This window comes from Nocardiopsis aegyptia (assembly GCF_013410755.1).
GTDB lineage: Bacteria > Actinomycetota > Actinomycetes > Streptosporangiales > Streptosporangiaceae > Nocardiopsis > Nocardiopsis aegyptia.
Genome location: NZ_JACCFS010000001.1, coordinates 2515958 through 2541756 on the forward strand (window position 1 = coordinate 2515958; position 25799 = coordinate 2541756).

Consider the following 25799-nt stretch of genomic DNA (forward strand, 5'->3'; position numbering starts at 1 on the left):
GTGAGGCAGGTAAGAGGCGGGTAAGCGCCTCTAGGACGAGCATCCGTCCCACACGCCCTACGCGCCTCGGACGTTCGCCGCCGCTCCGACGGTGTGCGTGGCGCTCGGCCATGCGAGAACGAAGCACGCGCCGCCGTCCGGCCGGTTCATGGCACTCGCCTGCCCGCCGTGCAGGGCGGCCACCTGATCGACGATCGCGAGCCCCAGCCCGGAGCCGGGTCTCGTGCGTCCATGCGCCCCGCGGAAGAAGCGCTGGAAGAGCCGGGGGATCTCGTCGGGATCGATGCCCGGGCCGTCATCGAGCACCTCGATGCGGTGGGCGGACGCGGTCGTGCGCAGCGTGACGGTGACGGTCCCCCCGCCCGCGCACGCCTGCACGGCGTTGCGGGCGAGATTCGCCACGGCGCGCTCGAGCGCCACGGGATAGACGACAGCGGTCGCCGGCTGCGCGTCCACGGTCACCGCGACGGCGGGATCGAGGCGTCGGACGCGCGCTGCGGCCTGTTCGACGATCCCGGGGAGCGAGGTGAGCCGGCGCGGTTCCGCCACGGCGTCGCCGCGGGCGAGGGTGACGATCTGGTCGACCTCGTCGGCGAGCGCGGCGACCTGCGTGTCGAGGTCGTCGATCAGCTGTCGTCGCTCGTCCGCCATACCGGCGTCGGAGCGCTCCAGACGGGCCAGCAGACCGAAGTCGTTGCGCAGAACGGTCAGCGGCGTGCGCAGTTCGTGGCTGGCGTTCTCGAGCAGCTCGCGCTGCTGGGCGCGGCTGGTCTCAAGGGCCGAGAGCATGGAGTTGAACGACTCGCCCAGGCGATCCAGCTCGTCCTTCCCCTGCCGTACGCGCTTTCGGCGCCGCAGCAGCACACGCCGACTCAGATCGCCCGTGGCGGTGACGCCTTCGGCGGCGTCGACGAGGCGGTGGACAGGGCGGACGGCCGTTGCCGCCACCGCCCAGCCGACCCCCGCGGCGAGGGCGACGCCCGAGGCCGCTGTCGCGGCGAGCGTCCAGCCGATGGCGGTGAGGGTCTGCTCAAGCGAGGACAGCGGCTGGAAGAGGCGCATGATGGTTGCGGACTCCCCGACGCGTGTCGAGAGCACGCGATAGTTCTCGCCCGCTATCGTCACGGTGTCGAGGCGGGGATCGCCGGCGGGTGGCACCGGCAGGGATACTCCGTCCTCCGAGAGCGCGCTCAACCGATCGGAGAACGCGGGGGGCGCGAGTTGACGCTCCACGGCGCCGTCAGGTCTCAGGAACTGCACCGCCACCTGGTCCCGCTGGATCAGGCCGTTGACGTGGAACAGGCGGTTGTCGGCGGGTGCGCCCTCCGGCAGCTGTCCCGTGATCCGCTCGATGCGCCCCGCGTCCGGCACCCTCGCCAGGAGCGATTCGTCCATCTCACTCACCATCCAGCCGCGGATCATCGCCCAGGCGATGAGGGACGCGGCGATCACGGCGAGCGCCACGGCGGCGGAGACCAGGACCGTCAGCCGGGTCCGCATGCTCATCGGGTGACGCTCCTGTCGGTGCGAAGCGTGTATCCGACGCCGCGCACCGTGTGGATCAGTCCGTCGGCACCCGCCGCGGCGAGCTTGCGGCGCAGGTATCCGACGTAGACCTCGAGCGAATTCGACGACTCGTCGAGGTCGCCGTCCCACACGTGGTCGTAGAGCGCGCTTCGCGTGAGCACCTGGCCCGGGTGGCGCACCAGGACCTCCAGGAGAAGGAACTCCTGGCGGGTCAGCGTGAGGTCCGCCCCGCTCGCGGTGGCGCGCCAGCCGGTCGGATCCACGAGGAGCGGCCCGGCGGTCAGCGGCCCTTCGGACGATGTGGACCTCGTACGACGCAACAGGGCGCGCAGGCGCGCCAGCAACTCCTCGTAGGCGAAGGGCTTGGCCAGGTAGTCGTCCGCGCCCGCGTCGAGCCCCGCGACGCGGTCGGTGACGGCGTCGCGGGCCGTGAGCATGAGCACCGGCACCGTCTCGCCCGCGGCACGCATTCGACGGCAGACCTCGATCCCTCCGAGCGTGGGGAGCATCAGGTCCAGAACGACCGCGTCGGGTCGCGAGGCGGCGATCGCGTCGAGCGCCGCCGGCCCGTCGTCGGCGGTGGTCACCGTGTATCCCTCGAAACGCAGGGAGCGGGCCACAGAACGCAACAGCGCCGGTTCGTCGTCGACGAGCACGATCCGCATGAGCCGAACAATAGCAAGGCGACTTATGACGAATCTAAGAGCCGCGACTACGCACCCCGGCGCGTCTGTCGAGGTCATCGATGCCGGGAAGCGGAGTCCGACCGCTCGCGTGCTCCCCCCGGACGCGCGGATCCGGCGGCGAGGACGGCGTTCGACTCGCTCGACCGGATCGCCCGCTACCTCGTGATGCTCCCGCTGCTCCAGGCCGCCACGCCGGAGAACCGGCAGGCACGGCTGGAGCGGGCCATTCGGGACGTGGCACAGGGGCCACAGAACACGCCCTAGTTGTACTGACCACGGAGGTTGGTAACACCCACCCCGGCTGACACACGAGAAGAGGGCCTTCGGTATCGGTGTGGATTACCACGTCTACACCGACCCACCAGAAGGCCCTCGATGCCCCACACTACCCACGCCAACGCCCGCCTGGCCCCCGCAGGGCGCCTCGCCCTGGCCCGCTGCGTGGTCGACGACCAGTGGCCACTACGGCGTGCCGCCGAACGCTTCCAGGTCGCGGTCACCACCGCCCGCAAGTGGGCCGGCCGCTACCGGCAACACGGCGAAGCCGGTATGCACGACCGCTCCAGCCGCCCGGCCCGCTCACCCCGGCGCACCCCCACCCGGCGGGAGCGCCGCGTCATCAAACTCCGTGTCCTCAAACGGTGGGGGCCGGCCCGCATCGGCGGCCACCTGGGCATGCACGCCTCGACCGTGCACCGGATCCTGACCCGTTACCGCATGCCCCGCCTGGCCCACACCGACCGGGCCACCAGCCGGGTGGTGCGCCGCTATGAACGGGACCGGCCCGGCGAGCTCGTGCACGTGGACGTCAAGAAGAGCGGCAACATCCCCGCCGGCGGAGGCCACCGGGCGCTGGGACGGCCCCAGGGCCGCAAACACCGCTCCGGGGCCGGTTACGCCTACATCCACAACGCCGTGGACGACCACTCCCGCCTGGCCTACTCCGAGATCCTGGCCGATGAGAGGAAGGAGACCGCGGTCGCGTTCTGGGCACGCGCCCGGGCCTACTTCGCTTCGGTGGGCATCACCGTGGAGCGGGTCCTGACCGACAACGGCGCCTGCTACAAGTCCCACGCCTGGCGCGACGCGCTCGCCGCCCAGGGCATCAAGCACAAGCGCACCCGGCCCTACCGGCCCCAGACCAACGGCAAGGTCGAGCGCTTCAACCGGATCCTGGCCGAGGAATGGGCCTACGCCCGCCCTTACACCTCAGAGGCCGAGCGACGGGAGGCCTTCCCGCAGTGGTTGCATCACTACAATCACCACCGGTTCCACACCGCGCTCGGCGGCCCTCCCGCCTCACGTGTTACCAACCTCCGTGGTCAGTACACCTAGTGGTCGACCGGGTTCAGGACGACGATGCCGCCGGGAGCCTCGACGTCGGCGGAGACCACGTTGAGGTCCACCATCTCGTCCCGCCAGATCAGCCCGGCGTCGGACTCGGCGAACGCGGGCGCGGGGGCGGCCGAGACGACGGCCGCGGTGAGGGATATCAACAGGATCGGAAGGCGCATGACACCTTCCCTTTCGTTGCTGAGGGTGATACGCCGCAACCTTGGTGCGATCGACTGCGACCCACGACCGAAACCCGCGTTCACGTCCGTGGCCCCCGCGGCGATGCCGCCCGGGGCCACGGAGCGCACGGCCCGGCCTCAGACGGCCAGGGCCCGGCGTCGGACGGCGCCGAGGCCGAACCACACGGTCGGGGCCAGGGTCACGTGCATGAGGGCCAGGACGGCGATGGTCCCCGCGTCGGTCTGCGCGAACAGCGGCATCACCGTCGAGGCGGCGGCCAGCACGGTCCCGGTGACCTGACCGACCCGCACGAACCCCCTCCAGGCCAAGGACGGCAGGGTGGTCCTGGTGACCATGGGGGCTCCTTGGCTGCGGTGCTCTCGGTACGACACCGATCCTGCGACCTCAACAATCCTTGAGGTCAACCCCCCGTGACCGACGCCACTCAGGCGCCGGGGTCTCCCAGGCCGGCGTCGCGGGCCCGCACGATCGCCTCGCTCCTCGTCGCCACCCGGAGCTTGGCGAAGATCGCCGAGATGTAGTTGCCGACGGTCTTGGGCGCCAGGTGGAGCCGGTCCGCGATGGCGGTGTTGTTCAGACCCGCGGCGATGAGGTCGAGCACCTCGCGTTCGCGGTGGCTGAGGTCCGGGAAGGGCTCTGCCGCGGCGGGGGCCGGAGCGGTGAGGTGCCCGAGGACCCGACGGGCGATGCCCGGACCGAACACGGCGCCGCCGGCGGCCACGGTCGTGATGGCCCGGGTGATCTCCTCCTGGTCGGCGCCCTTCAACAGGTAGCCGCGGGCGCCGGCCCGCACGGCGGCGAACACCGAGTCGTCGTCCTCGAACATGGTCAGGACCAGCACTGCGACGTCCGGTGCGGTGCGGGCGATCTCGGCGGTCGCCGCGGCGCCGTCCACGTCGGGCATGTGCAGGTCCATCACGATGACGTCGGGCCGCTCGGTGACCGCCGCGCGGATCGCCTCACGGCCGGTCGCGGCCTCGGCGACCAGCTCGATGCCGGCCAGCGAGGCGAACAGCGCCCGGAGCCCGTCCCGGACCACCGGATGGTCGTCGGCTATCACGGTCCGGATCATGGCCGGGCCACCTCCAACGGTAGGACGGCCTCGACGCGGCCGCCATTCGGACCCGGACCGGCCCTGCACGAACCGCCCAGCTCGGCGGCCCGGTCGCGGATGGAGCGCAGTCCGACGCCCGGTTCCCACGGGTCACCGCTCCCTCCGTCGTCCTCGACGGTCACCTCGACCGCCGTTCCCACGCGGATGCCGACCCGGACCGAGTCCGCCCTCGCGTGGCGGGCGGCGTTGGTCAGCGCCTCGCTGATGATGCGGTAGGCCGCGACCTCCACCGCCGCCGGCAGCGCCGGGAGGGCCGGGGGCGCGTCCAGGTCCACGTCGATCAGCAGGGCCTCGCACTGGCGGCGGACCGCGCCCACCAGGCCGAGTTCGTCGAGCGCCGGCGGACGCAGGCCGTAGACGATGCGCCGGACGTCGTCCACGGCCGCCTTCAGATCGGTTCTGACCTCGGCGATCAGCGACCCGGCCCGTTCGGGGGCGTCGGCGACCAGGTTCCTCGCCGCGTCGGCCTTGTACCCGGCCCCGGTCAGCACCGGCCCCAGCCCGTCGTGCAGGTCGCGGTGCAGGCGGCGGCGCTCCTCCTCGCGGGCGGCGATGATCCGCTCACGCGAGGCCTGGAGCTCGTCGCTCAGCGCGGAGGCGTGCAGCGCGGCGGCCAGCGGCGAGGCCAGCAGCGCGAGCACGTTCCGGTCCGCGCCGCTCAGCGCGCGCTCGCCGTACCTGTGCCCCACCACCAGGTCCCCCACGCGGGCCCCTCGGAACGCGAGCGCCACCGTGTGCGTCGATTCCGGCCGGTCCCCCACAGCCGCGACCTCGCGGCCGTCGTGGCGCAGCGCCGCGAACGGCAGCCGCAGCGCCTCGGCGATCCCCGCGAGCACACCCGACAGGTCGTCGGCCGCCAACCGGGCGCTCATCTGCGAGACCGCCCCCACCGGGTCGCCACGGGAACCGTAGAACAGGCGGTCCACCCAGCGCTGCGCCCGTATCCGCACCGGGTTGAAGGCCAGGGCGATCAGCAGCGCCGCGACCACCGGCACACCCGAGGCGCCCCGGACGAGCGCGTCCGACGCGGCCACCAGCACGCTGTAGGCGGCCACGACCGCGAGCGTCAGTCCCAGGTAGAGGGCCGTCCGTGAGACCACCAGGCGGATGTCGAGCAGCTGATGGCGCAGGATCGCCACGGTGACCGCCACGGGCACCAGCACCACGGCCAGCAACAGCAGGATCGGTCCCTCCCCGACGATCCACCGCGGCAGGTTCAGGGCCACGGCCGCCAGACCCGCGAGCACCAGCCAGAGCAGCTGGCGCCGCAGCCGCTCGTCGCCGCGCCGCCAACGCACCACCAGACCCGCCAGCGCACCGGCGATGCCCAGCAGCGATCCCGCGTTGAAGACGGTCCACAGCGGTCCGACCGACGCGTAGAACGGCACACCGGTGTAGGTGGCGACCTCGGTGCCACCGATCGGGACCGGCGCCGGTTCCGCGGCCATCGTCATGGTGAACCCGATGCCGAGAACGACCGTGGCCACCAGCAGCCGGCGCCACCGCGGCGTCACCGGCCGCCCGGTGGGGAACAGCTGGAGCGCGAGCGCCAGGAACATGCCGATCCCCCACGGCCACGCGGCCATGAACACCGTGGTCAGGGCACGCACGCCCCACTCCGGCCAGCCCAGGTCGAGCCCGAGGACGGCGAGCAGGACGGCGGCCGCCGAGGTCAGGTGGGCCAGACCCGCGGCCAGGAACAGCCAGCCGATCGGGTTGCGCCCGCGCTGGCCGGCCAGGACCGCGCCGCACGCGGCGAAGCCGGTGCCCATGACCGCGTTCGTGAGCACGTAGCTGCTCACGACCTCGCCCATGGTCATGCCGAGCGCCAGGACCGCCACCAGCGCGGTCACGAGTTCGGCACCGGCGAGCGCGGCCAGGGCCCAGGCGAGCCGGACCAGCCGGACCGCGCGGCGGTCTCCGTTCACATACTCATCCTCCCCCCGTCCGGCCCGGAGCACCCGGGGGCCGGCCCCTGGTCGGGGCGGGGACTCTCCCGGAACGCACGGGGGCGGACCCCCGGGCGGCCCGGTCCCCCGCGGGGTGATCGTGGAGGTCTCGAAGGCTCGGAGGTGGTCCTCATGTCCGCACCCACCCGAACCGCGCCGACGGCACGCGCCGTCGACGTCCGGACCGTTCGGCGCGTCGGCGCCGCGGTCCTGCTGCCGCTCGGCCCGCTGTCCGTCGCCGTCATCCGCGGCATCCTCCCCTACCAGAACGCCGACGACACGGCCGCGATGCTCGCCGACACCGCCGCGAACCAGGCCCGGATGGACGCCGTGCTGTGGCTCTCGGTGCTCGCGATGCTGACGCTGATCCCGTCGGCGCTGGCCGCGGGCCGGGCGGCCCAGCGGCGGGCGCCGGTCCTGGCCCTGATCGGTCTGTGCCTGCTGGTGCCGGGCTACGCGACGTTGTTCTTCGCGATCGACGACTCGTACGCGCGGAGCCTGGCCGCCGAGGGGATCGGCACCGGGACCGCGGTCCGGGTGCTGGAGGCCCACGCCTCCCTGGCACCGGTGGGGGCCGCCGCGGCCGTCTTCGTCCTCGGCCATGTGCTGGGCCTGATCGTGCTCGGCGCGGCCCTGTGGCGCGCGCGGGCCGTCCCGGCCTGGGCCGGCGCCGCGATCATCGCCTCCCAGCCGCTGCACATCGTCTTCGCGGTCGTCGTGCCCCACCCGCTGTTCGACGCCCTGGCGTGGGGCCTGGCCGTGATCGGCATGGCCGCCGCGGCGGTCGGCGTCCTGCGTACCTCCAACGACGACTGGGACCTGGCCCCGGCCTCCCACTGACACGAAGAGGAGTTTCCGATGCCGAACTCAGCAATCCTGCGTACCGGTGTGGTGCTGGCGGCCCTGCTGGCCCTTGGCGACCTGGCTCTGCTGCCGGCCGCCGGTGGCGGGTTCCCGCCCATCGAGGTGGCGGTCCTCGCGGCGGCCCTCGCCACGGTGACACTGGTGGCCGCGGTCCTCGCCTGGCGCGGCGGCCGCGTGGCGGCCTGGACCGTCGCGGCGACCCGCGCTCTCTCGGCCCTGTCGGCGGTCCCCGCGTTCTTCGTCGCCGGAGTTCCGGCGGCGGCCATGGCGGCCGCCTCCGTGGTCCTGCTGGTCAGTGCCGTGTGCGTGGCACTGCTGCTCGTCGGGGCGGCGCGCGTCCGGGCCACCTGACGCGGTGGTGTCGGTCCGGTCGGTCCCCTTCTCAGGAGACCGACCGGACCGATGCCCGGGGTCGCTCCGAGACCGACGGCCGGGCTGGACCGCGGCCGGCGGGCGCCACCCGGTCACGAGCGGTCCTGTTCCCGTTCGAGGGCCGCCAGAGCGGTGACCGCTCCCAGCTCCCAGCAGGCCTCGCGTTCAGCGTTGCCCGGCCGCCCGGTCACCGCCACCGGCGGCCGGTGGCGGTGCCAGCCCATCCCCTTGGTGATCGACTCCACGGCGCGCACGGCACCGGAGGTGTCGTTGTCCCCGTGAACGTAGAGCGAATAGGGCATTCCGTTCGTGTCACCCATCGCGGGATAGTAGACGGCGTCGAAGAAGTGCTTGAGGGCGCCGGACATGTACCCGATGTTGGCCGGCGTCCCCAGGATGACGGCGTCGGCCGCGAGCAGATCGCCCACGGTCGCGGCCAGGGCCGCCTTGGCCTGGACGCCCACACCTTCGATATCGTCGGTTCCGGCACCGTCCATCACCGCCGCCAGCATCTCCTGGGTGGCGGGGGAAACAGTGTGGTGAACGATGAGCAGTCGTGCCATGCCCCCACACTAGGCAGTACGCTTCCGGAACCCACACGGCCCCGTCGGCGTCAGAACCACCAGAGACCAACCGCCGCTGTTCGCGGGCGACTCGGCCGGACCAGTCCCCGAGCGCCTCCCCCGACCCGTGGGGCAGGTACCCGCCCAGCTCGCAGCAGAAAGCCAAGGACCACCATGAGCCAGCCTCCCCACGGCCCCTACGGGGGCCCTCCGTCCGGAATGCCCCCGCAGGGGCCGCCCACCGGTGGACAGCCCCCGATGGGTCCTCCCGGCGGCATGCCGCCCGGAGGCGACCCCTACGGCCCCGGCCCGGGCGGACCCGGTGACCCGTACGGCCAGGGTCCCGGCGGTCCCGGCGGTCCGCACGACCCCTACGGCCAGGGCCCCGGCGGACCCGGCGGTCCGCACGACCCCTACGGCCAGGGCCCCGGCGGGATGCCGCCCGGCGGTGGCATGCCTCCCGGCGGGGACCCCTACGGCGCCCCGTACCCGGGCGGCCCCCAGCCCGCCCAGCCCAAGAAGACGTCGCCGTGGCTGTTCGTGGGCCTCGGCTGCGGTGGCCTGTTCATCATCGGCATCGTCCTGGTCGTCATCATCGTCTTCGTCGCCAACGGCAACGACGAGCCGAGCACCCCCACCGGCGGCACCGGGGGCACCTCCGGCGCTCCCGAGGACCCGGAGACCGACCCGGGCACCGAGACCGAGGGCACCACGCCCAGCGGCCCCACCGGCGGCACGATCGGCGAGTCCGTCGAGCACGAGGGCATCATCTTCACCCCTCTGGAGCTGGAGGGCCCCTACTCCGAGCTCGACATCGAAGGGCAGACCTTCACCCCCGTCGGCGAGTACGTCGTCCTGTGGCTCGACGTCGAGGCCGCGGACTCCTCGGCGTCGTTCTGGCGCGACGAGCAGCACCTGTACACCAGCAGCGGTGAGGGGATCGAGGAGGACTACGCGGCCACGGAGGCGATGGACAGCATGTTGCTGACGCTGACTCCGGGCAGCCCGGTGGAGACCGCCATCGTCTTCGACGTCCCCGACGCCGACGACCTGGTCTCCATCGGCCTGAGCGCCGAGACCTACGGCGGCAACGAGGTCGAGGTCGACCTGAACTGACCCGTCACCCGACGGGAACAGCAGTGGTGGAGGGCCGCCGGGGACACCCGGCGGCCCTTCCTCTCGGCAAGGACGACATGGAGCACTCCCCCGGGCCGGCACCCCAGCGGCCCCACACCCCCCGAGCTTCCCGGAGGAGGTCGCCCCGGGCCTGGGCCGGCCCGGCGCTCGCGGTCCTGGGCGCGGTCGCGGTCGCCGCGACCGCCGTGGTCCTCCTCGTACCGGCCGACGACGACCGCGGCGGCACGTTCGGCCGTGGGGGACCGGTTCGAGGTCGAGAGCGTGTACTACACGATCACCTCCGTCGAGACGGGGGTCCCCCTCGTCGGCAACGACCTCTTCCAGTTCCCGCCGGAGCAGAACCTCGCCTTCGTGGTCGTCCGCGTCCGGATCGAGAACGAGCGCTGGTCCGAGGTCCCGGTCGACGCCTCCGAGTTCGCACTGCACACCGGCAACACGACGGCCGTCCCCTGGACCGAGAAGGAGCACGTGGTCCTGCTCGACCCGGAGGACGCGGCCGTCGAGGCCGGCGGCAGCAGGGAACTCTCCTTCGCCTACGACGCGCCGGACCTCGAATTGAAGCACGTGTACGTCGTCCCGGGACACGAGGCCGACCTCATGGTGACCGTGGACCTGACCCGGGGCCTGGAACCGTGACACCGGGTGGGCGGCCCGTCCGTGCCCGTGCAGGCACGGACGGGCCGAAATCGCACCGGCGACCTGTGCGGACGCATGAAATTCCACCCGGAAAAAGACCCCAAACCTGTCTTTTCCTATGAATTCCCTCTGCCCCACAAGGGACATTGCGTCACTCTTCGGCACGATCGCGAAATCGGGTAACCCGGTCGTAGCACGGACGCGGGAACGCCGGTCATTGACCCGCCATTCCTCCCTTCCCTAGTGTTCCGGCACGCGCACCACCTACTCGCACGACCAGTGCGAACAGGCGCTCACCGAGGAGCGAGGGAACCATGCCGCACACCGTCCGTGCCGCGCTCGTCCAGACCGAGTGGACCGGCGACACCGAATCCATGATCGCGGCGCACGAGAAATACGCCCGCGACGCCGCCGCGCAGGGCGCGAAGGTCATCGGATTCCAGGAAGTCTTCAACGCGCCCTACTTCTGCCAGGTGCAGGAGGCCGAGCACTACCGCTGGGCCGAGTCGGTCCCCGACGGCCCCACCGTCACCCGCTTCAGCGCTCTGGCCCGCGAACTGGGCATGGTGATGGTCCTGCCGGTCTTCGAGATCGAGAAGCCGGGCTTCTACTACAACACCGCCGCCGTCATCGACGCCGACGGCACCTATCTCGGCAAGTACCGCAAGCACCACATCCCCCAGGTCAAGGGCTTCTGGGAGAAGTTCTACTTCCGTCCCGGCAACCTGGGCTGGCCGGTCTTCGACACGGCCGTCGGCCGGATCGGCGTCTACATCTGCTACGACCGCCACTTCCCCGAGGGGTGGCGCGCGCTCGGCCTGGCCGGGGCGCAGCTCGTCTACAACCCGTCCGCCACCCACCGCGGCCTGTCCGCCTACCTCTGGCAGCTCGAACAGCCCGCGTCGGCGGTCGCCAACGCCTACTACGTCGCCGCCATCAACCGGGTGGGCGTGGAGGAGTACGGCGACAACGACTTCTACGGCACCAGCTACTTCGTCGACCCGCGCGGGCAGTTCGTCGGCGAGGTCGCCTCGGACACCGCCGCCGAACTGGTCGTCCGCGACCTCGACTTCGACCTGATCGACGAGGTCCGGCAGCAGTGGGCGTTCTACCGCGACCGCCGCCCGGACGCCTACGAGCCGCTGGTCGAGGGATAGGGGGCACGCACATGGCACGAACCGTCATCAGAGGCGGCCTGGTCGTCACCGCGGCGGAGGAGGTCGAGGCCGACGTCCTGGTCGAGGACGACAAGGTCGCGGCCCTCGCCCTGCGCGGCAGCGACACCGCCCGCACCTGGGCCGACAGCGGCGCGGACGTCATCGACGCCGCCGGCCACTACGTCATCCCCGGCGGTGTGGACGCGCACACCCACATGGAGATGCCCTTCGGCGGCACCGAGTCCGCCGACACCTTCGAGACCGGCACCCGGGCCGCCGCGTGGGGCGGCACCACGACGATCGTCGACTTCGCCATCCAGCGCCCCGGCCAGGCGGTGCGGGACGGCGTGGACGCGTGGATGGCCAAGGCCGACGACCAGTGCGCGGTCGACTACTCCTTCCACGCCATCCTCAGCGACGTCAACGAGTCCTCGCTCAAGGAGATGGACGTCCTGGTGGACGAGGGCATCACCTCGTTCAAGCTGTTCATGGCCTACCCGGGCGTGTTCTACAGCGACGACGGCCAGATCCTGCGGGCCATGCAGCGCGGCGCCGCCAACGGGGCCCTGACGATGATGCACGCGGAGAACGGCATCGCCATCGACGTGCTGGTCGAGCAGGCCCTGGCCGAGGGCCGCACCGACCCGCGGTACCACGGCGAGGTCCGCAAGGCCCTGCTGGAGTCGGAGGCCACCCACCGCGCCATCCAGCTGGCGCGCGTGGCCGGGGCGCCGCTCTACGTGGTGCACGTGTCGGCGAACGAGGCGGTGGAGGAGCTGTCGCGAGCCCGGGCCAAGGGGCTCAACGTCTTCGGCGAGACCTGTCCGCAGTACCTGTTCCTGTCCACCGACAACCTGGCCGAGCCGGACTTCGAGGGCGCGAAGTACGTGTGCTCCACGCCGCTGCGCCCCAAGGAGCACCAGGAGCACCTCTGGCGGGCGCTGCGCACCAACGACCTGTCCGTGGTCTCCACCGACCACTGCCCGTTCTGCTTCAGCGGCCAGAAGGACATGGGCCGGGGCGACTTCTCCAAGATCCCCAACGGCATGCCGGGCGTGGAGAACCGGATGGACCTGCTGCACCAGGCCGTGGTGGACGGGCACATCAGCCGGCGGCGGTGGATCGAGATCGCCTGCGCCACCCCGGCGCGCATGTTCGGCCTCTACCCGCGCAAGGGCACGGTCTCCCCGGGCGCCGACGCCGACCTGGTCGTCTACGACCCCGCGGCCGAGCAGGTGGTCTCCGCCGAGACCCACCACATGAACGTCGACTACTCCGCCTACGAGGGCAGGCGCCTGACCGGCCGCGCGCGCACGGTGCTCTCGCGCGGGCGGGTCGTCGTGGACGACGGCGCCTACCTGGGCGAGGCCGGCCACGGCCGGTTCGTGCCCAGGTCCACCTGCCAGTACCTGGTCTGAGGAGGAAGCACAGCGTGGACATCGGACTCGTCCTTCAGACCGACCCGCCCGCCGACCTGCTGGTGGAGCGGATGGAGCGCGCCGACGGGATGGGGTTCACCCACGGGTGGACCTTCGACTCGGTCGTGCTCTGGCAGGAGCCCTTCGTCATCTACAGCCGGATCCTGGAGCGCACCCGCGACCTGGTCGTCGGCCCGATGGTGACCAACCCGAGCACCCGCACGTGGGAGGTCACCGCCTCCCTGTTCGCGACGCTCAACGACATGTACGGCAACCGGACGGTGTGCGGCATCGGCCGCGGCGACTCGGCGATGCGCGTGGCGGGCCGCAAGCCCGCCACCCTGGACCGGCTCGGCAGGGCCATGCGCGCCATCAAGGACCTCGCTGAGGGCCGCGAGGCGGACGTCGACGGCGCCGCCATGCGCATCCCCTGGGTGAGGGACGGCGCCCTGCCCGTGTGGATGGGCGCCTACGGGCCCAAGGCTCTGTCCCTGGTGGGCCGCCAGGCCGACGGGTTCATCCTGCAGTTGGCCGACCCGTACCTGACCGAGTGGATGGTCAAGGCGGTGCGCGCGGCGGCGGTCGAGGCGGGCCGCGACCCCGACGAGGTGAAGGTGTGCGTGGCGGCGCCCGCGTACGTCACCGACGGCTCGCCCGAGGCGCTCGCGCACGCCCGCGACCAGTGCCGGTGGTTCGGCGGGATGGTGGGCAACCACGTGGCGGACCTGGTGTCGCGCTACGGGGAGCACTCCGGCGCCGTCCCGGAGGAGCTGACGGACTACATCCGTGCCAGGGAGGGGTACGACTACAGCCACCACGGCCGGGCGGACAACCCGGACACCGCCTTCGTACCCGACCCCATCGTCGACCGGTTCTGCCTCCTGGGCACGGTGGCGGAGCACAAGGAGAAGCTGGAGCGGCTGCGCGAGGCCGGAGTCGACCAGTTCGCCGTGTACGCCATGCACGACGACGTCGACGGGGTCATCGACGCCTACGGCAGTGAGATCATCCCGGCCGTCAGCTGAAACACCGAGTCAACAACGGGCGCGCACACTGTCCTGGCCGGGGCCGGGCGGGTGCGCGCCCGGCCGATCCCCCGTCAGCTCCACCGAAACCAGGTGTCACGTGACCCACGCCCCTCCCTCCCCCGACTCCGCCGCGGCCGTCACGCACGCCGACGGACGGGTCTCCCTCCCCGAGGGAACCACCCTGCCGCCCGGCGCCTACGTCAACTCCGACCTGCACCCGGTGCCGATCTCCCGGCGCACCTGGGGCACGGGCAGCTTCACCGCCCTGTGGATCAGCATGTCGGTCAACATCCCGGCCTGGACGCTGGCCGGGGGCCTGGTCGCGGTGGGAATGGACTGGCGCCAGGCGGTCCTGACCATCGCCCTGGGCAACCTGATCGTGCTGGTGCCGATGGTGCTGACGGGCCACGCCGGCGCACGGTACGGCATCCCCTATCCGATCTTCGCGCGGGCGTCGTTCGGGCTGCGGGGCGCGAACCTGCCCGCGCTGCTGCGCGGCGCGGTCGCGTGCGGCTGGTACGGCATCCAGACGTGGATCGGCGGCCAGGGCGTGTTCATCCTGGCGGGGCGCGTGTTCGGCACGGGCTGGAGCGAGGCCGCCGTCGTCGGCGGGCAGCCGTGGACGATGTGGTTGTCGTTCGGGCTGTTCTGGCTGGCGCAGCTGGCGATCATCCTGTGGGGGATGGAGGGCGTCCGCAAGGTGCAGGTGTGGGCCGCCCCGCTGATGCTGGTGGGCGGCGTCGCCCTGCTGGCGTGGATGGTCGTGCAGGCGGGCGGGTTCGCGCCGTTGTTCGCGGTCAACTCCGAGCTCGGCTGGGGCCCGGAGTTCTGGGCGCTGTTCTTCCCGTCCCTGATGGCGATGATCGGCTTCTGGGCGACGCTGAGCCTGAACATCAGCGACTTCACCCGGTTCGCGGCCACCCAGCGCGCGCAGGTGCTGGGCCAGACCTTCGGGCTGCCGACGACGATGGCGGCGTTCGCGCTACTGGCGGTCATGGTGAGCGCGGGCACGCAGGCGGTGTACGGCGAGACCCTGTGGGACCCGGTGGAGATCGTCGCGCAGATGGACAACGGCATCGCGCTGCTGTTCGCGATCTTCGTGGTGCTGCTGGCGACGGTGTCCACGAACATCGCCGCCAACCTGGTGGGGCCGTCCTACGACCTGGCCAACCTGAAGCCCCGGCTGATCAGCTTCCGGACCGGCGCGGTGATCACGTGCCTGGTGAGCGTCGCGATCATGCCGTGGCGGCTGATCTCGGACCCGAACATCTACATCTTCACGTGGCTGGGCACCGTGGGCGGGATCCTGGGGACCGTCGGCGGCATCCTCATCGCGGACTACTGGCTGCTGCGCGGCACGAAGCTGGACCTGAACGCGCTGTACACGCGCGGCTCGGCGTACTGGTACTCCGGCGGGTGGAACTGGCGGGCGCTGGCGGCGTTCGCGGTGGGCGCGGTCCTGGCGGTGGGCGGTTCGCACTCCGCCCCGGGCGCGGGGCCCTTCCCGGAGGCGGGGATCATCCCGTTCCTGTCCCCGCTCGCGGACTACGGCTGGGCGGTGGGCTTCCTGTCGGCCCTGGTCGTCTACTGGGCCCTCAGCCTGGCCTTCCGACCGAGGAGGTAGCCCCGCACGAAGACACGGGCCCCGGGCGGTGACCGCCCGGGGCCCGTTCGCGCTTCCCGCTTCTAGCCGAAGACCTCGTCGACGGTCGTCGCCGTGATGGCCCGGTGGAACCAGGTCTCCAGTCGGTCGAGGTCGTCGCAGGCGTTGATCCGCACGCGATCATCGGGGCTCATGGCGATACCGCGCTCATCAAGAAGTTGCAGGATGACTTCCCGCTGCTTCTCCACCAGGCCCAGCTCACGCCCCTGACTGACGTACTTGCGGGCGAAGTCGCTCTGCCACTCGTAGGTACCGGTCGTCATGAGGTCCTCCCACATCCGCCGAGCGGCCGCGTTGAGCTTCGACAAGATGAAGTCATTGTAGATGAGTCGTGTGTCCTCGGGCACTGAGTCGAGCGCGGCCTCAGCGGCCTTGAGCACCTCGGCCTTGTCTCCGTGCGCGGCTGCCGACAGCACCGCGAGTTCCGGCAGCTCCCGCGCTTGGTCGGAGTCCTTGATCTCGGGCGTGTTGCTGGGGCCGATGACCGCGGGTGTGAGCGTCGCGCCCTCGAACTCGAAGGTGATGGGAGTCCGCGCCCACCGTTCGGTGGCGGCGTCAGGGCACAGGACCATCAGCTTGACCGGGCATTTCACGATCTGCCAGACCGTGGCCGCGTACAGGGGCCAGGAGTAGAGCTTGTCGTCGGCCTTGCGCAGTTGCACCTCCGTGATGATGGCCAACGTCTTGGCCCCCGTGTCGTCGTACAGCACGATGACGTTGTCCGACTTGAAGGGGGTCGGCTTGAGCTTGGTGTGGTCCGAGCAGCCGAGTTCGGCGCGGGCGTAGGCGGGCACGGGGAAACCGACCGTGTCCCGCAGCATCCTCGGTGCAAGATCGGGGTGGTTGTGGAACAACCGGACCTGGAGCTCGTGATCGAAGCTGGGCATAGGGGGACGCTACAGAGCGTGTTCATCATGTGCGGTCGAAACGGAAAGATCCGATGGACCGGTGCCGAGAATCATCAGGAACGCAACTGCGAGAAGGGCCACGAGCAGGACGACGAGCACGCCCGTGGCCGCGCGCGGCGGTGTCCTCCCCTTCTTCTGTGCGATCACGTGCAGAAGAAGGGCGAGCATGGCCACGGTGAGCAGCAGGTAGAAGGCCCTCTCCACGGCTCAGCCGTCCAGTGTTCGGTACCCGGCCCGGGGGCTGCGCGCGCCGAGGACCCACAGGGACACGGAGGCCGCCAGGGCGACCAGCGTCAGGGTCTCCAGCTCCTGTGTGACGGGCCGGGGGTGCGGGACGGCGAGCAGGGCGACCAGGCCGACGCCCAGGACGATGGAGCAGCGGAGCATCCGGAGGTTCCGTACCGGCGGGCGGCCCGGCCGGGGCGCGACAGGTCGGCCGCCGGTGGGGGCCTCTGGCTCGGGAGGTCGCATGTCGGTACCCGATCGGGTGGGGGAACGCGAATCCGGGCGGATTCGTTCGCACGGCGTGCGACCGGCACAGGACGGCACCCGGTTCCAGGTGTCGGTACAAGGGTTGCACCGGCCGCCCCGGCGCGTGGCCGGATCCGGCCACGCGGGGACGGGATACCAGGACGCGTCGACTCGGCTCCCCCGGCACCCGCCGCGTGCTCCGTCGCAGCGTGCGGGCACCCTCATTCGTCGGCGAGCGTTCTTGTCGGAGTCGCGCGCCACATCGAACTTATGTGGATTTTACAAATGCGCGAATATGAACGCAGAACGTACAACTGAACACGCAAGGTCACCAGGAATCCGATCGTCCTTGGGTCAATAGGCTTGTGTGACCACCGTGACCAGGGTGAATATCGCCACACCGCGCGTTCCAAAGCGCCTCCTGACAGCGCGCCCGATTCACCAAGTGGGGCCAACTGGTCCTGAACTTCAGGTAAACCAGGTATGCGGCGGATGCGTCATACCGACACGGACAGGGCCATTAGGCGAATTCGCCAGGGACACTGACGCATCCGCGCGGGAGAGCCCATCGCCCCGCCCGTCCCCGCCATCCATACCCGCCCGGGGCCCCCACACCCCGGCCCCGCACGCGGTCTTCTCTGGGCCCGTCGCGATCAGGAGACGAACTTGCCTGTGAACAACCAGCGTCCGGCCACACAGCCGTCGACTCGCAACGTCGCGGTCGTCCTCGCCGGAGGAAGCGGCCAGCGCATTGGGCTCGCGACACCCAAGCAACTGCTCAAGATCGCCGGAAAGACGATCCTGGAGCACACGCTGACCATCTTCGAGCACGCCCCCGGCGTGGACGAGGTCCTCGTGATGATGAACCCCGGTTTCGTGGGCGACGCCGAGGCCATCGTGAAGAAGGCCGGCCTGTCGAAGGTGACCCGTGTCCTGCCCGGCGGCACCTCGCGCAACGCCACCACCCAGCTGGCCCTCGACGCCCTGGGACACCTTCCCGCGGAGACGACCAACGTCCTCTTCCACGACGCGGTCCGCCCCATGCTCTCCCAGCGCGTGGTCGCCGACTGCCTCACCGCCCTGGAGACCTACGGCGCCGTCGACGTGGCCATCCCGTCCTCGGACACCATCATCGAGGTCGACGAGGACGTCATCACCGACGTCCCCACGCGGTCCCGGCTGCGCCGCGGCCAGACCCCGCAGGCCTTCCGGCTGGCGACCATCCGCGACGCCTACGCCAAGGCGTGGAACGACCCCGACTTCCAGGCGACCGACGACTGCACCGTGGTCCTGCGCTACTCCCCCGACGTCCCCATCCACGTGGTGGCCGGCGAGGAGCAGAACATGAAGGTCACGCAGCCGGTCGACATCTTCATCGCCGACAAGCTCTTCCAGCTCTCCTCCGCCGGGACCCCGGAGTTCACCGACGAGGACTACACCGCCCGGCTCTCCGGCGCGACCGTGGTCGTCTTCGGCGGCAGCTACGGGATCGGCGCGGGCGTGGCCGACCTCGCGGAGAAGCACGGCGCCCGCGTCTTCCGCTACTCCCGCAGCGCCACCCGCACCAACGTCGCCAACCCCGCCGACGTGGCCGCCGCCCTGGAGCAGGCGCACTCCGCCACGGGCCGCATCGACTTCGTCGTCAACACCGCCGGGGTGCTGCGCATCGGCCGACTGGACCAGACGGACGACGCCACGGTCGAGGAGACCCTGCGCGTCAACTACCTGGCCCCGGTCAACATCGCCCGCGCCGCCTTCCCCTACCTCGCGCAGAGCAAGGGCCAGCTGCTGCTGTACACCTCCAGCTCCTACACGCGCGGACGCGGCGAGTACAGCCTCTACTCGTCCACGAAGGCCGCGACGGTCAACCTCACGCAGGCCCTGGCCGACGAGTGGTCCGACGACGGCGTCCGCATCAACTGCATCAACCCCGAGCGCACCCAGACGCCCATGCGCAGCAAGGCCTTCGGCGAGGAGCCGGCCGGCAGCCTGCTCAGCGCGGACAAGGTCGCCCGCACCTCCGTGGACGTCCTGCTGTCCGACCTCACCGGCCACGTCGTCGACGTGCGCCGCGAGGAGCTGCCCGCGCCCGCGGCCGAGAGCGCCCGTTCCGTGAGGGAGCCCGCCCAGTGACACTGCGCGAACACGCCAACCGCGAGACCGTCATCGGCACGAGCCTGCTCGGCCTGTCCTACCTCGTGATGCTCGCCGGTGTGATCACCGGCCTGTGGTGGGTCTTCCTCGTCGGAGCCGTCGGCAGCTACGCCATGGACGCGCTGCTCCTGCACCGCTTCCCGCACCTGGCCAAGCTCGTCCAGCAGATCCGACTGGGCATCACGCCGCGCACCCTCCTGCGCCAGCTCATGGCGCTGGGCCTGCTGATCACCACGCCGAACGTGACCTCCACGGGCATCGGCCTGGTCCTGCTGGTCTTCCTCGCGCTCTTCGGCCTCCAGCTCGTCTGCGGTGTCGCCGCGCGCCTGCTGCGCACCCGCCGCAAGCTGCCGGTCGTCACCCGCAACATCGACCTCGCGTCCCTGCGCATCCCCGACAGCCCGCCCATGCCGCTCGTCCGCGAGCCCATGACCCGCCTGCTGCCGCTGGACATCTTCCTGGTCGTCGGCGCCGTGGCCCACGTGGCCACCGGCCGCCTGTGGCTCGTCACCGGCGGCGCGGCCGTGTCGCTGGTCGTCACCGTCCTGGCGCTCGTCCTGGTCGGCTGGCACCTGCGCCGCGCGCTCGCCATCCCCGGCCAGGAGAAGGTGATGCAGTTCACCCAGTCCTGGCTGGACGCCTACCGCCCCGAGGTCGTGCTGTACTTCTCGGGTTCGGCCGACTCCGCCTACCAGGTCAACATGTGGCTGGACGTCCTCGACCGCCTGGACCGGCGCGTGGTCGTCGTGCTGCGCGAGCGCACCATCGCCGCCCAGCTCGCGCCGACCCGGCTCCCCGTGCTCTGCGTTCCCGCCGCCACGGACCTGATGGCGCTGGACTTCGGCCCCGCCCGCGTGGCCCTGTACCCGGCCAACACCGGCAAGAACATCCACATGCTGCGCAACCCGATGATGCGGCACGTGTTCATCGGGCACGGCGACAGCGACAAGGTCGCCAGCATCAACCCGTTCAGCAAGGCCTACGACGAGGTCTGGACCGCAGGGCGCGCCGGGCGGGACCGCTACGACCGCGCCCAGGTCGGCGTCCGCCTCGACGAGATCGTGGAGGTCGGCCGGCCGCAGCTGGACGAGATCCGCACCGACACCGCGCCCAACGCCGTCCGCACGGTGCTCTACGCGCCCACGTGGGAGGGTTGGACCGACGAGCCGGGCAACACGTCGCTGATCGACGCCGGCCCCGCGCTCGTCGCCCGGCTGCTGGCCGCCGACCCGCCCGTGCGCGTCCTGTACAAGCCGCACCCCTTCACCGGTATGCGCTCGGCCGCGGCCCGCAGGGCGCACAAGCGGATCGTGGACATGATCGAGGCCGCCAACCGCAGGGCCGCGCGCACCGAGCCGGACCCGCGCCCGCTGGCGGAGCTGGAGCGCCGCCTGGCCGACTTCGACACCGACAACGGTTCCACGGACGAGGCGCACAACTCGCGCGAGGAGGGCCGCTCGGCCCCCACGGCGGTGGCCGACCTCCAGTCGCTGTCCACCGAGTGGCACCGCGTGTACTGGGACGGCCGGGCCGACGAGGAGCACCTGGTCATCCAGGGGCCGCGGCCGACGCTGTACTCCTGCTTCAACCAGGCGGACCTGCTCATCAGCGACATCTCCAGCGTCGTCGCGGACTTCGTCGCCACCGAGAAGCCCTACGCCATCACCAACTGCGAGGGCATCACGCACAGCGAGTTCCAGACCAAGCACCCGACCTCGGCGGCGGCGTACATGCTGCTGCCGGACGGCGAGGGTCTGGACAGCGCGCTCGCGGCCGTCCGCGGCTCGGGGCCCGACCCGCTGACGGCCGAGCGCGTGGAGCTCAGGACCTACCTCCTGGGCCCGAGCGACGAGCCCTCCCAGACGCGTTTCGCGGCGGCCGTCGACGACCTGTACGCCAGGACCGACGCCCAGGTCCGTGCCGTCCACGAGGTCTCCACCGAGGCCGACGCGGCCGCCGTCTGACCCCGCTCACGCATTCCTCTCCCGGAAGGACACCCGTAGGACATGGCCGCAGCCAAGCGCACGGTGCCAGAAGACCTCCAACGCCTCATGCGCTACCTGCCCGAGTCGGACGCCGCGGAGCGCGAGGCGTTCCTCGCCGCGGCGGACGACTTCCTGGGCTCAGCGGCGCCCGGTGACCTGTCGGAGTTCGGGCCGCTGACCAGGGTCAAGCTCTGGTTGGCCAAGGAGCACCGGCTGGAGGACCTGCAGGCGGTCATCCGCTACGAGCGGGACAACCCGAAGGCGCACCTCGTGCGCGGCCGGCTGTCCCCGCACATCGAGGTGCCCGGCGTGGCCTCCTCGTCCCTGCCCAAGGAGATCTGCCGGCTCCAGCAGCGGGAGCTGCCGCTGGACTCGCAGCTGACCGACCTGACCTGGGTGGAGGGGCGCCTGCGCGTGCGCGGGTACGCCTACGTCCGCAACGTCCCCATGGAGTCGCGTCCGCGGGTCCCCGGGCTGGCCTGGCTCACGCACACGGGTTCGCGGCGCCGGATCGCGATCCGGCTGACCCCGCGGCGCGAGCCGCGCGCCACCTCCGAGTCCAAGCAGGCCCTGCACTGCTACGACTGGGCGGGCTTCGAGTTCTTCGTCGACCCGGAGAAGCTGCGTTCCGGCGGGTCATGGACCCCCGGCACCTGGTCGCTCACCCTGGGTGTGTGGGGCGCCGGCCGGCTGCGCCGCGACGGCCTGCCCCCGGGCGAGGTGGGCACGAGCGGGCACCCGCACGCCCGCCGTCTGAACGCGTCCACCCGGTGGGTGAGCTCGTTCCGCAAGAAGCGGCTGGAGTTCTCGATCGAGCCGGTCACCGCCGAGCTGACCGGGCACTCCCCGGCCGACGGGATGCTGGCCCTGGAGCTGCGCGCACCAGGCGCGGACCGCCTGGTCGTCGAGCACGGCAAGGGCGAGGCCGCCGTGGAGCTCGAGTACCCGCTGGAGGGCGCCGGGGACGGGGTCCGCACGGTGTCCGTCCCCCTGGCCGACCTGGCCGTGGCCGACTCCGACGACACACGTGAGCTGCGCGTGCACGCGGTCGTCGACGGGTCGCGCGCCAAGGTCGTCGTCGCGCCCGATGTCCTCGCCCGGGCGTACCCGTTCGGGGAGGCCCGGGAGATCGCCGTGGGCGTCAGCGCCACGCAGACCCTGGTCGTGCACGACCGGCTGCGCCAGCCCGTCGTGGACGAGGTGGAGTGGCGGGAGGGCACCCTCGTGCTGACCGGCGCCTACACCGGCCCCGACGGCGAGCGCGTGCTGGTCCTGCGGCACGGTGAGCGGTTCGAGGAGGTCACGGTACCGGTCACGATCGCCGACGGCCGGTTCCGCGCCGAGATCGACCCGGAGGGCTTCGACTTCTACGGCGACCCGCTGCCGCTGCGCAAGGGCCGCTGGTACCTGACCCTGCGGGGCGCCCAGGAGTGGGACAACGCCGCCGACATCCCGGTCAAGCTCAGGCCGGACCTGGTCGAGCGGCTCCCGCTCAAGCACCACGGCCACGGGCGGACCTTCACGGTGGACCGCCGCTTCCACGACCGCGTCTTCCTGCGCTCGGGCAATCCGCTGGCGGAGGACGAGCGGGGCGCCTACCGGCAGCGCCGCATCCGCGAGGAGTTCCTGGAGGAGCAGCGGGCGCTGCCCCTGCGCGAGGCCGTCTTCTACAACAGCTTCGGCGGCAAACAGTACTCCGACTCGCCCCGCGCCATCCACGAGGAGCTGGTGCGCCGCGGCCTGGACGTCGAGCACCTGTGGTCGGTGAACGACCAGCAGGTGCCGCTGCCGCCGGGGGTCACGCCCGTGGAGTGGCGCAGCCGCGAGTGGTACGCCGCGCTCGCCCGCAGCCGCTACGTGGTGACCAACGTGGGCATCGGCGACTGGTTCGTGCGGCGCGAGGGCCAGGTGATCGCGCAGACCTGGCACGGCACCCCGCTGAAGAAGATCGGCGCGGACCTGCTCGGCACGCCCAAGGCCAACCGCGCCTACATCGCCAGCCTGCCCGAGCGGTCCCGGCAGTGGGACTTCTTCGTGTCGCCGAACGCCTTCACCACGCCGATCATGCGCCGGGCCTTCCGCTGCGAGGCGGAGATCCTGGAGTCGGGCTACCCCCGCAACGACGTGTTCCACGCGCCGGACCGGGAGGAGCGCGCGCGCCGGACCCGTGAGCTGCTGGGCATTCCCGAGGGCAAGAAGGTCGTGCTGTACGCGCCCACCTGGCGCGACGACCAGCGCTACGACGGCACCCGGTTCAAGCTGGACCTGCGGATCGACCTGGAGGCCGCCCAGCGGGACCTGGGCGAGGACCACGTGCTGCTGTTCCGCAAGCACCCCAAGGTGCTGGACAGCATTCCGGGCGCGGGCCAGGGCTTCGTCTGGGACGTGTCGAAGTACCCCGACATCGCCGACCTGTACCTGATCACGGACGTGCTGATCACGGACTACTCGTCGGTGTTCTTCGACTTCGCCCACTCGGGCCGTCCCATGCTCTTCTTCACCTACGACCTGGAGCACTACCGGGACACCCTGCGCGGGTTCTACTTCGACCTGTCCTCGCGCGCGCCCGGGCCGCTGATCAAGACCTCCGAGGAACTGGTCAAGGCGATCCGGGACGTCGACGACGTGAACGAGCGCTACCGCGACCAGTACGAGGCGTTCGTCCGGGACTTCTGCGAGCCCTCGGACGGTCTGGCCACCAAGCGGGTCGTCGACCGCATGCTCGGCACCACGGACTGACGGGAGCCCCCGCCGCCCGCCCATCCCCTCCCAGCCACCGAGATAGGCCGCCCCATGCCCCGTATCCTCCTCAGATCCGGCCGGAGCCCGTTCGACCCGGTCCCGCCGGAGCAGGTGATCCAGCAGAACCTGATCGCCACGAACACCGGCAACCTGCTGTTCAGCGACGCCGTGCACAAGATGCTGTCGACGCCGGACACGGAGATCGTCCCGAACCGCTACAAGGTCGACCCCTCCGACGCCGACCGGATCAACGACGAGTACGACGCGTTCGTCGTGCCGCTGGCCAACGCGTTCCGGCCCTCGTTCACGCGCCACCTGGACGACCTGAGCGCGCTGATCGAGAAGCTGCGCATCCCCGTGGTGGTCTTCGGCGTCGGCGGGCAGGCCGGAACCGACTACGGCACCGACCACCTGGCCCCGATCGAGGACAAGGTGCGGCGGTTCTGCTCGGCGGTGCTGGAGCGCTCCCCCTCCATCGGGGTGCGCGGCGAGTTCACCGAGCGGTACCTCAACGGCCTGGGCTACTCCGACGTGGAGGTCATCGGCTGCCCGTCGATGTTCATGCACGGCCGCGAACTGCGCGTGGACCGGCGTACGGACACCCTGGACGCCTCCGCCCGGCTCGCCATCAACGTCTCCTACGACTCCGGCAACATCCCCGGCAGCGTGATCGGCGACGGGCTCATCGACCGGCTGGCGGACGCCGCGCTGCGGCGGCACCCCGACCTGCTCTACATGGCGCAGGAGCTCCAGGACCTGGAGCTGCTGTACTGGGGCGACGTGTCGGAGGCGGCCGGGACCTCGTCCGCGGCCCCGCTGACGCGGACCCATCCGCTGCTGCGCGAGGAGCGGACCCGGCTGTACTACGACTCCTCGACGTGGATCGACGCCCTGCGCGACCGCGACTTCGCCTTCGGGACGCGCATCCACGGCAACGTCGCCGCGCTGCTGGCGGGCACGCCCGCGGTGGTGCTCTGCCACGACTCGCGCACCCTGGAGCTGTGCCGCTACTTCGACATCCCCCACCGCCTGGTCTCCGACCTGGCCGACGAGACCGACCTGGCCGGGCTGCCCGCCCGGCTGTACGAGGAGGCCGACTTCTCGGCCATGTCCGCCGGCCACGGTGAGCGCTTCGACCGCCTGGTGTCCTTCATGGACCGGCACGGCCTCGACCACGTGCACCGGCCCGGGGGCGACGGCGGCGCGGCCTTCGAGAGCGAGCTCAAGCGGGTGGACCTCCACCCCGGCGTGGGTTCCTGGCGGGGCGACGACGACGGCGGCCTGGGGTACCGGCTGGCGTGGCTCCGGCAGGCCAACGCGCAGGCCAAGGCACGGCAGACGGCCTCGGACAAGCGCGTGCGGGAGCTGTCCGCGAAGGTGACCGCCCTGGAGAAGAAGGCCAAGGAGACCGCCGGGCTCGTGAAGTCCGTGGAACGCACCGCCAAGCGCCTGGAGAAGCTGGAGGCCCAGGTGCGGTCGACGCCGTACCTGCGGCTGCGCCGGCTCGCCGGACGGGTCCTGCGCCGCCTCGGCCTGCGCCGCTGACCCACGACCCCTGAGGACACCGCCCGTCGTGCGACCGCTCGGCCGCGCGGCGGGCGTCCTCGTGTGCCGCCGAGCCCCCAGGCGTGGAAGGTGAGCAGTCCCGCTCACCGCAACCACGGGGGGTTGATCGGGCCGAAGCGAGGCACGAGCACAGGCGCGGGCGACGACGAAGGACCCGGCGTCAAGCGCCCCGAACACTGTGACCCGTGACACTCCGTTTCCGCGCACCCGGATACGCGTTAACACAGATTCCATCTCGACTCGACAACAGCACCGCCAGACACACAGGTCACAGGTACAAGCAGCCGATACTGGACAAGCAGGGGCACTCTCGGGCGCCGATC

At 71.4% G+C, this 25799-nt stretch carries 23 protein-coding genes and 1 pseudogene; 14 read left to right on the top strand and 10 right to left on the bottom strand.

What is annotated here, in order from left to right; genetic code table 11:
- Positions 1-57: 57 nt before the first annotated feature.
- Both HNR10_RS11170 and HNR10_RS11175 read right to left on the bottom strand, forming a co-directional pair.
- Complete coding sequence (locus tag HNR10_RS11170; RefSeq protein WP_179822974.1) at positions 58-1506, bottom strand: sensor histidine kinase; 1449 nt, start codon at positions 1504-1506, stop codon at positions 58-60.
- The gene (locus tag HNR10_RS11175; RefSeq protein ID WP_179822975.1) at positions 1503-2192 is read right to left on the bottom strand and encodes a response regulator transcription factor; all 690 of its coding nucleotides are present in this window, start codon (positions 2190-2192) and stop codon (positions 1503-1505) included. The genes HNR10_RS11170 and HNR10_RS11175 overlap by 4 nt, the downstream gene beginning before the upstream one ends.
- Before the next feature lie 135 nt (positions 2193-2327).
- On the opposite strand from HNR10_RS11175, the pseudogene HNR10_RS32170 reads away from it, so the two are divergent.
- Together HNR10_RS32170 and HNR10_RS11185 are read left to right on the top strand one after the other, a co-directional pair.
- Positions 2328-2477 (top strand): annotated as a pseudogene (locus HNR10_RS32170) (YdeI/OmpD-associated family protein); the annotation flags it as partial.
- A 111-nt stretch (positions 2478-2588) separates the two neighbouring features.
- Positions 2589-3548 carry an IS481 family transposase gene (locus HNR10_RS11185; protein ID WP_179822977.1) on the top strand — a complete coding sequence of 320 codons (960 nt, stop codon included), beginning with the start codon at positions 2589-2591 and terminating at the stop codon, positions 3546-3548.
- Here HNR10_RS11185 and HNR10_RS11190 read toward each other — a convergent pair.
- The 4 genes from HNR10_RS11190 to HNR10_RS31975 all read right to left on the bottom strand — a co-directional run bounded on the left by HNR10_RS11190 (position 3545) and on the right by HNR10_RS31975 (position 6791).
- Positions 3545-3727, bottom strand: a complete 183-nt coding sequence (locus HNR10_RS11190; protein WP_179822979.1) for a hypothetical protein — start codon at positions 3725-3727, stop codon at positions 3545-3547. The two genes, HNR10_RS11185 and HNR10_RS11190, sit on opposite strands and share 4 nt — an antisense overlap.
- Before the next feature lie 138 nt (positions 3728-3865).
- Entirely contained in the window at positions 3866-4084 is a 219-nt protein-coding gene (locus HNR10_RS11195) for a hypothetical protein (protein ID WP_179822980.1), read from the bottom strand.
- A gap of 89 nt (positions 4085-4173) precedes the next feature.
- Complete coding sequence (locus tag HNR10_RS11200; protein WP_179822982.1) at positions 4174-4821, bottom strand: response regulator transcription factor; 648 nt, start codon at positions 4819-4821, stop codon at positions 4174-4176.
- Positions 4818-6791 carry a sensor histidine kinase gene (locus tag HNR10_RS31975; RefSeq protein WP_179822984.1) on the bottom strand — a complete coding sequence of 658 codons (1974 nt, stop codon included), beginning with the start codon at positions 6789-6791 and terminating at the stop codon, positions 4818-4820. Before HNR10_RS31975 ends, HNR10_RS11200 begins: the two co-directional genes overlap by 4 nt.
- A 153-nt stretch (positions 6792-6944) precedes the next feature.
- On the opposite strand from HNR10_RS31975, the gene HNR10_RS11210 reads away from it, so the two are divergent.
- On the top strand, positions 6945-7652 hold the full coding sequence (locus HNR10_RS11210) for a hypothetical protein (RefSeq protein ID WP_179822986.1): 708 nt from the start codon (positions 6945-6947) through the stop codon (positions 7650-7652).
- 18 nt (positions 7653-7670) lie between these two features.
- Complete coding sequence (locus HNR10_RS11215; protein ID WP_179822987.1) at positions 7671-8027, top strand: hypothetical protein; 357 nt, start codon at positions 7671-7673, stop codon at positions 8025-8027.
- 113 nt (positions 8028-8140) lie between these two features.
- On the opposite strand, the gene HNR10_RS11220 is transcribed toward HNR10_RS11215, so the two are convergent.
- Complete coding sequence (locus HNR10_RS11220; protein ID WP_179822989.1) at positions 8141-8611, bottom strand: flavodoxin family protein; 471 nt, start codon at positions 8609-8611, stop codon at positions 8141-8143.
- A gap of 174 nt (positions 8612-8785) precedes the next feature.
- Here HNR10_RS11220 and HNR10_RS11225 point away from each other — a divergent pair, with 174 nt between their 5' ends.
- The 6 genes from HNR10_RS11225 (at position 8786) to HNR10_RS11250 (ending at position 15611) form a co-directional block, all read left to right on the top strand.
- Entirely contained in the window at positions 8786-9727 is a 942-nt protein-coding gene (locus HNR10_RS11225) for a hypothetical protein (RefSeq protein WP_218897707.1), read from the top strand.
- Between the two features lie 255 nt (positions 9728-9982).
- Positions 9983-10384: a DUF4352 domain-containing protein gene (locus HNR10_RS11230; RefSeq protein WP_179822990.1), complete on the top strand. Its 402-nt coding sequence runs from the start codon at positions 9983-9985 to the stop codon at positions 10382-10384.
- Positions 10385-10698: 314 nt separating this feature from the next.
- Entirely contained in the window at positions 10699-11541 is an 843-nt protein-coding gene (locus HNR10_RS11235; RefSeq protein ID WP_179822992.1) for a nitrilase-related carbon-nitrogen hydrolase, read from the top strand.
- Between the two features lie 11 nt (positions 11542-11552).
- Entirely contained in the window at positions 11553-12959 is a 1407-nt protein-coding gene (gene hydA, locus HNR10_RS11240; protein WP_179822994.1) for a dihydropyrimidinase, read from the top strand.
- A 14-nt stretch (positions 12960-12973) separates the two neighbouring features.
- The gene (locus HNR10_RS11245; RefSeq protein ID WP_179822995.1) at positions 12974-13984 is read left to right on the top strand and encodes a TIGR03842 family LLM class F420-dependent oxidoreductase; all 1011 of its coding nucleotides are present in this window, start codon (positions 12974-12976) and stop codon (positions 13982-13984) included.
- 100 nt (positions 13985-14084) lie between these two features.
- Entirely contained in the window at positions 14085-15611 is a 1527-nt protein-coding gene (locus HNR10_RS11250; RefSeq protein WP_179822997.1) for an NCS1 family nucleobase:cation symporter-1, read from the top strand.
- Positions 15612-15673: 62 nt separating this feature from the next.
- On the opposite strand, the gene HNR10_RS11255 is transcribed toward HNR10_RS11250, so the two are convergent.
- From HNR10_RS11255 to HNR10_RS11265, 3 genes are read right to left on the bottom strand one after another with little or no spacing between them, the layout of a single operon-like run.
- Positions 15674-16537 (bottom strand): FAD-binding oxidoreductase, encoded by an 864-nt coding sequence (locus tag HNR10_RS11255; RefSeq protein WP_179822999.1) that lies wholly within the window; start codon positions 16535-16537, stop codon positions 15674-15676.
- A gap of 9 nt (positions 16538-16546) precedes the next feature.
- Positions 16547-16762, bottom strand: a complete 216-nt coding sequence (locus HNR10_RS11260; RefSeq protein ID WP_179823001.1) for a hypothetical protein — start codon at positions 16760-16762, stop codon at positions 16547-16549.
- Between the two features lie 3 nt (positions 16763-16765).
- Positions 16766-16945: a hypothetical protein gene (locus HNR10_RS11265; protein WP_179823002.1), complete on the bottom strand. Its 180-nt coding sequence runs from the start codon at positions 16943-16945 to the stop codon at positions 16766-16768.
- A 756-nt stretch (positions 16946-17701) separates the two neighbouring features.
- On the opposite strand from HNR10_RS11265, the gene HNR10_RS11270 reads away from it, so the two are divergent.
- From HNR10_RS11270 to HNR10_RS11285, 4 genes are read left to right on the top strand one after another with little or no spacing between them, the layout of a single operon-like run.
- Positions 17702-19162, top strand: coding sequence for a bifunctional cytidylyltransferase/SDR family oxidoreductase (locus HNR10_RS11270; protein WP_179829672.1), 1461 nt, complete (start codon positions 17702-17704; stop codon positions 19160-19162).
- Positions 19159-21147, top strand: coding sequence for a glycerophosphotransferase (locus HNR10_RS11275; protein WP_312889212.1), 1989 nt, complete (start codon positions 19159-19161; stop codon positions 21145-21147). Before HNR10_RS11270 ends, HNR10_RS11275 begins: the two co-directional genes overlap by 4 nt.
- Before the next feature lie 42 nt (positions 21148-21189).
- Positions 21190-23907 carry a CDP-glycerol glycerophosphotransferase family protein gene (locus HNR10_RS11280; protein ID WP_218897714.1) on the top strand — a complete coding sequence of 906 codons (2718 nt, stop codon included), beginning with the start codon at positions 21190-21192 and terminating at the stop codon, positions 23905-23907.
- Positions 23908-23961: 54 nt separating this feature from the next.
- Complete coding sequence (locus HNR10_RS11285) at positions 23962-25455, top strand: polysaccharide pyruvyl transferase family protein (protein WP_179823004.1); 1494 nt, start codon at positions 23962-23964, stop codon at positions 25453-25455.
- Positions 25456-25799 lie beyond the last annotated feature (344 nt).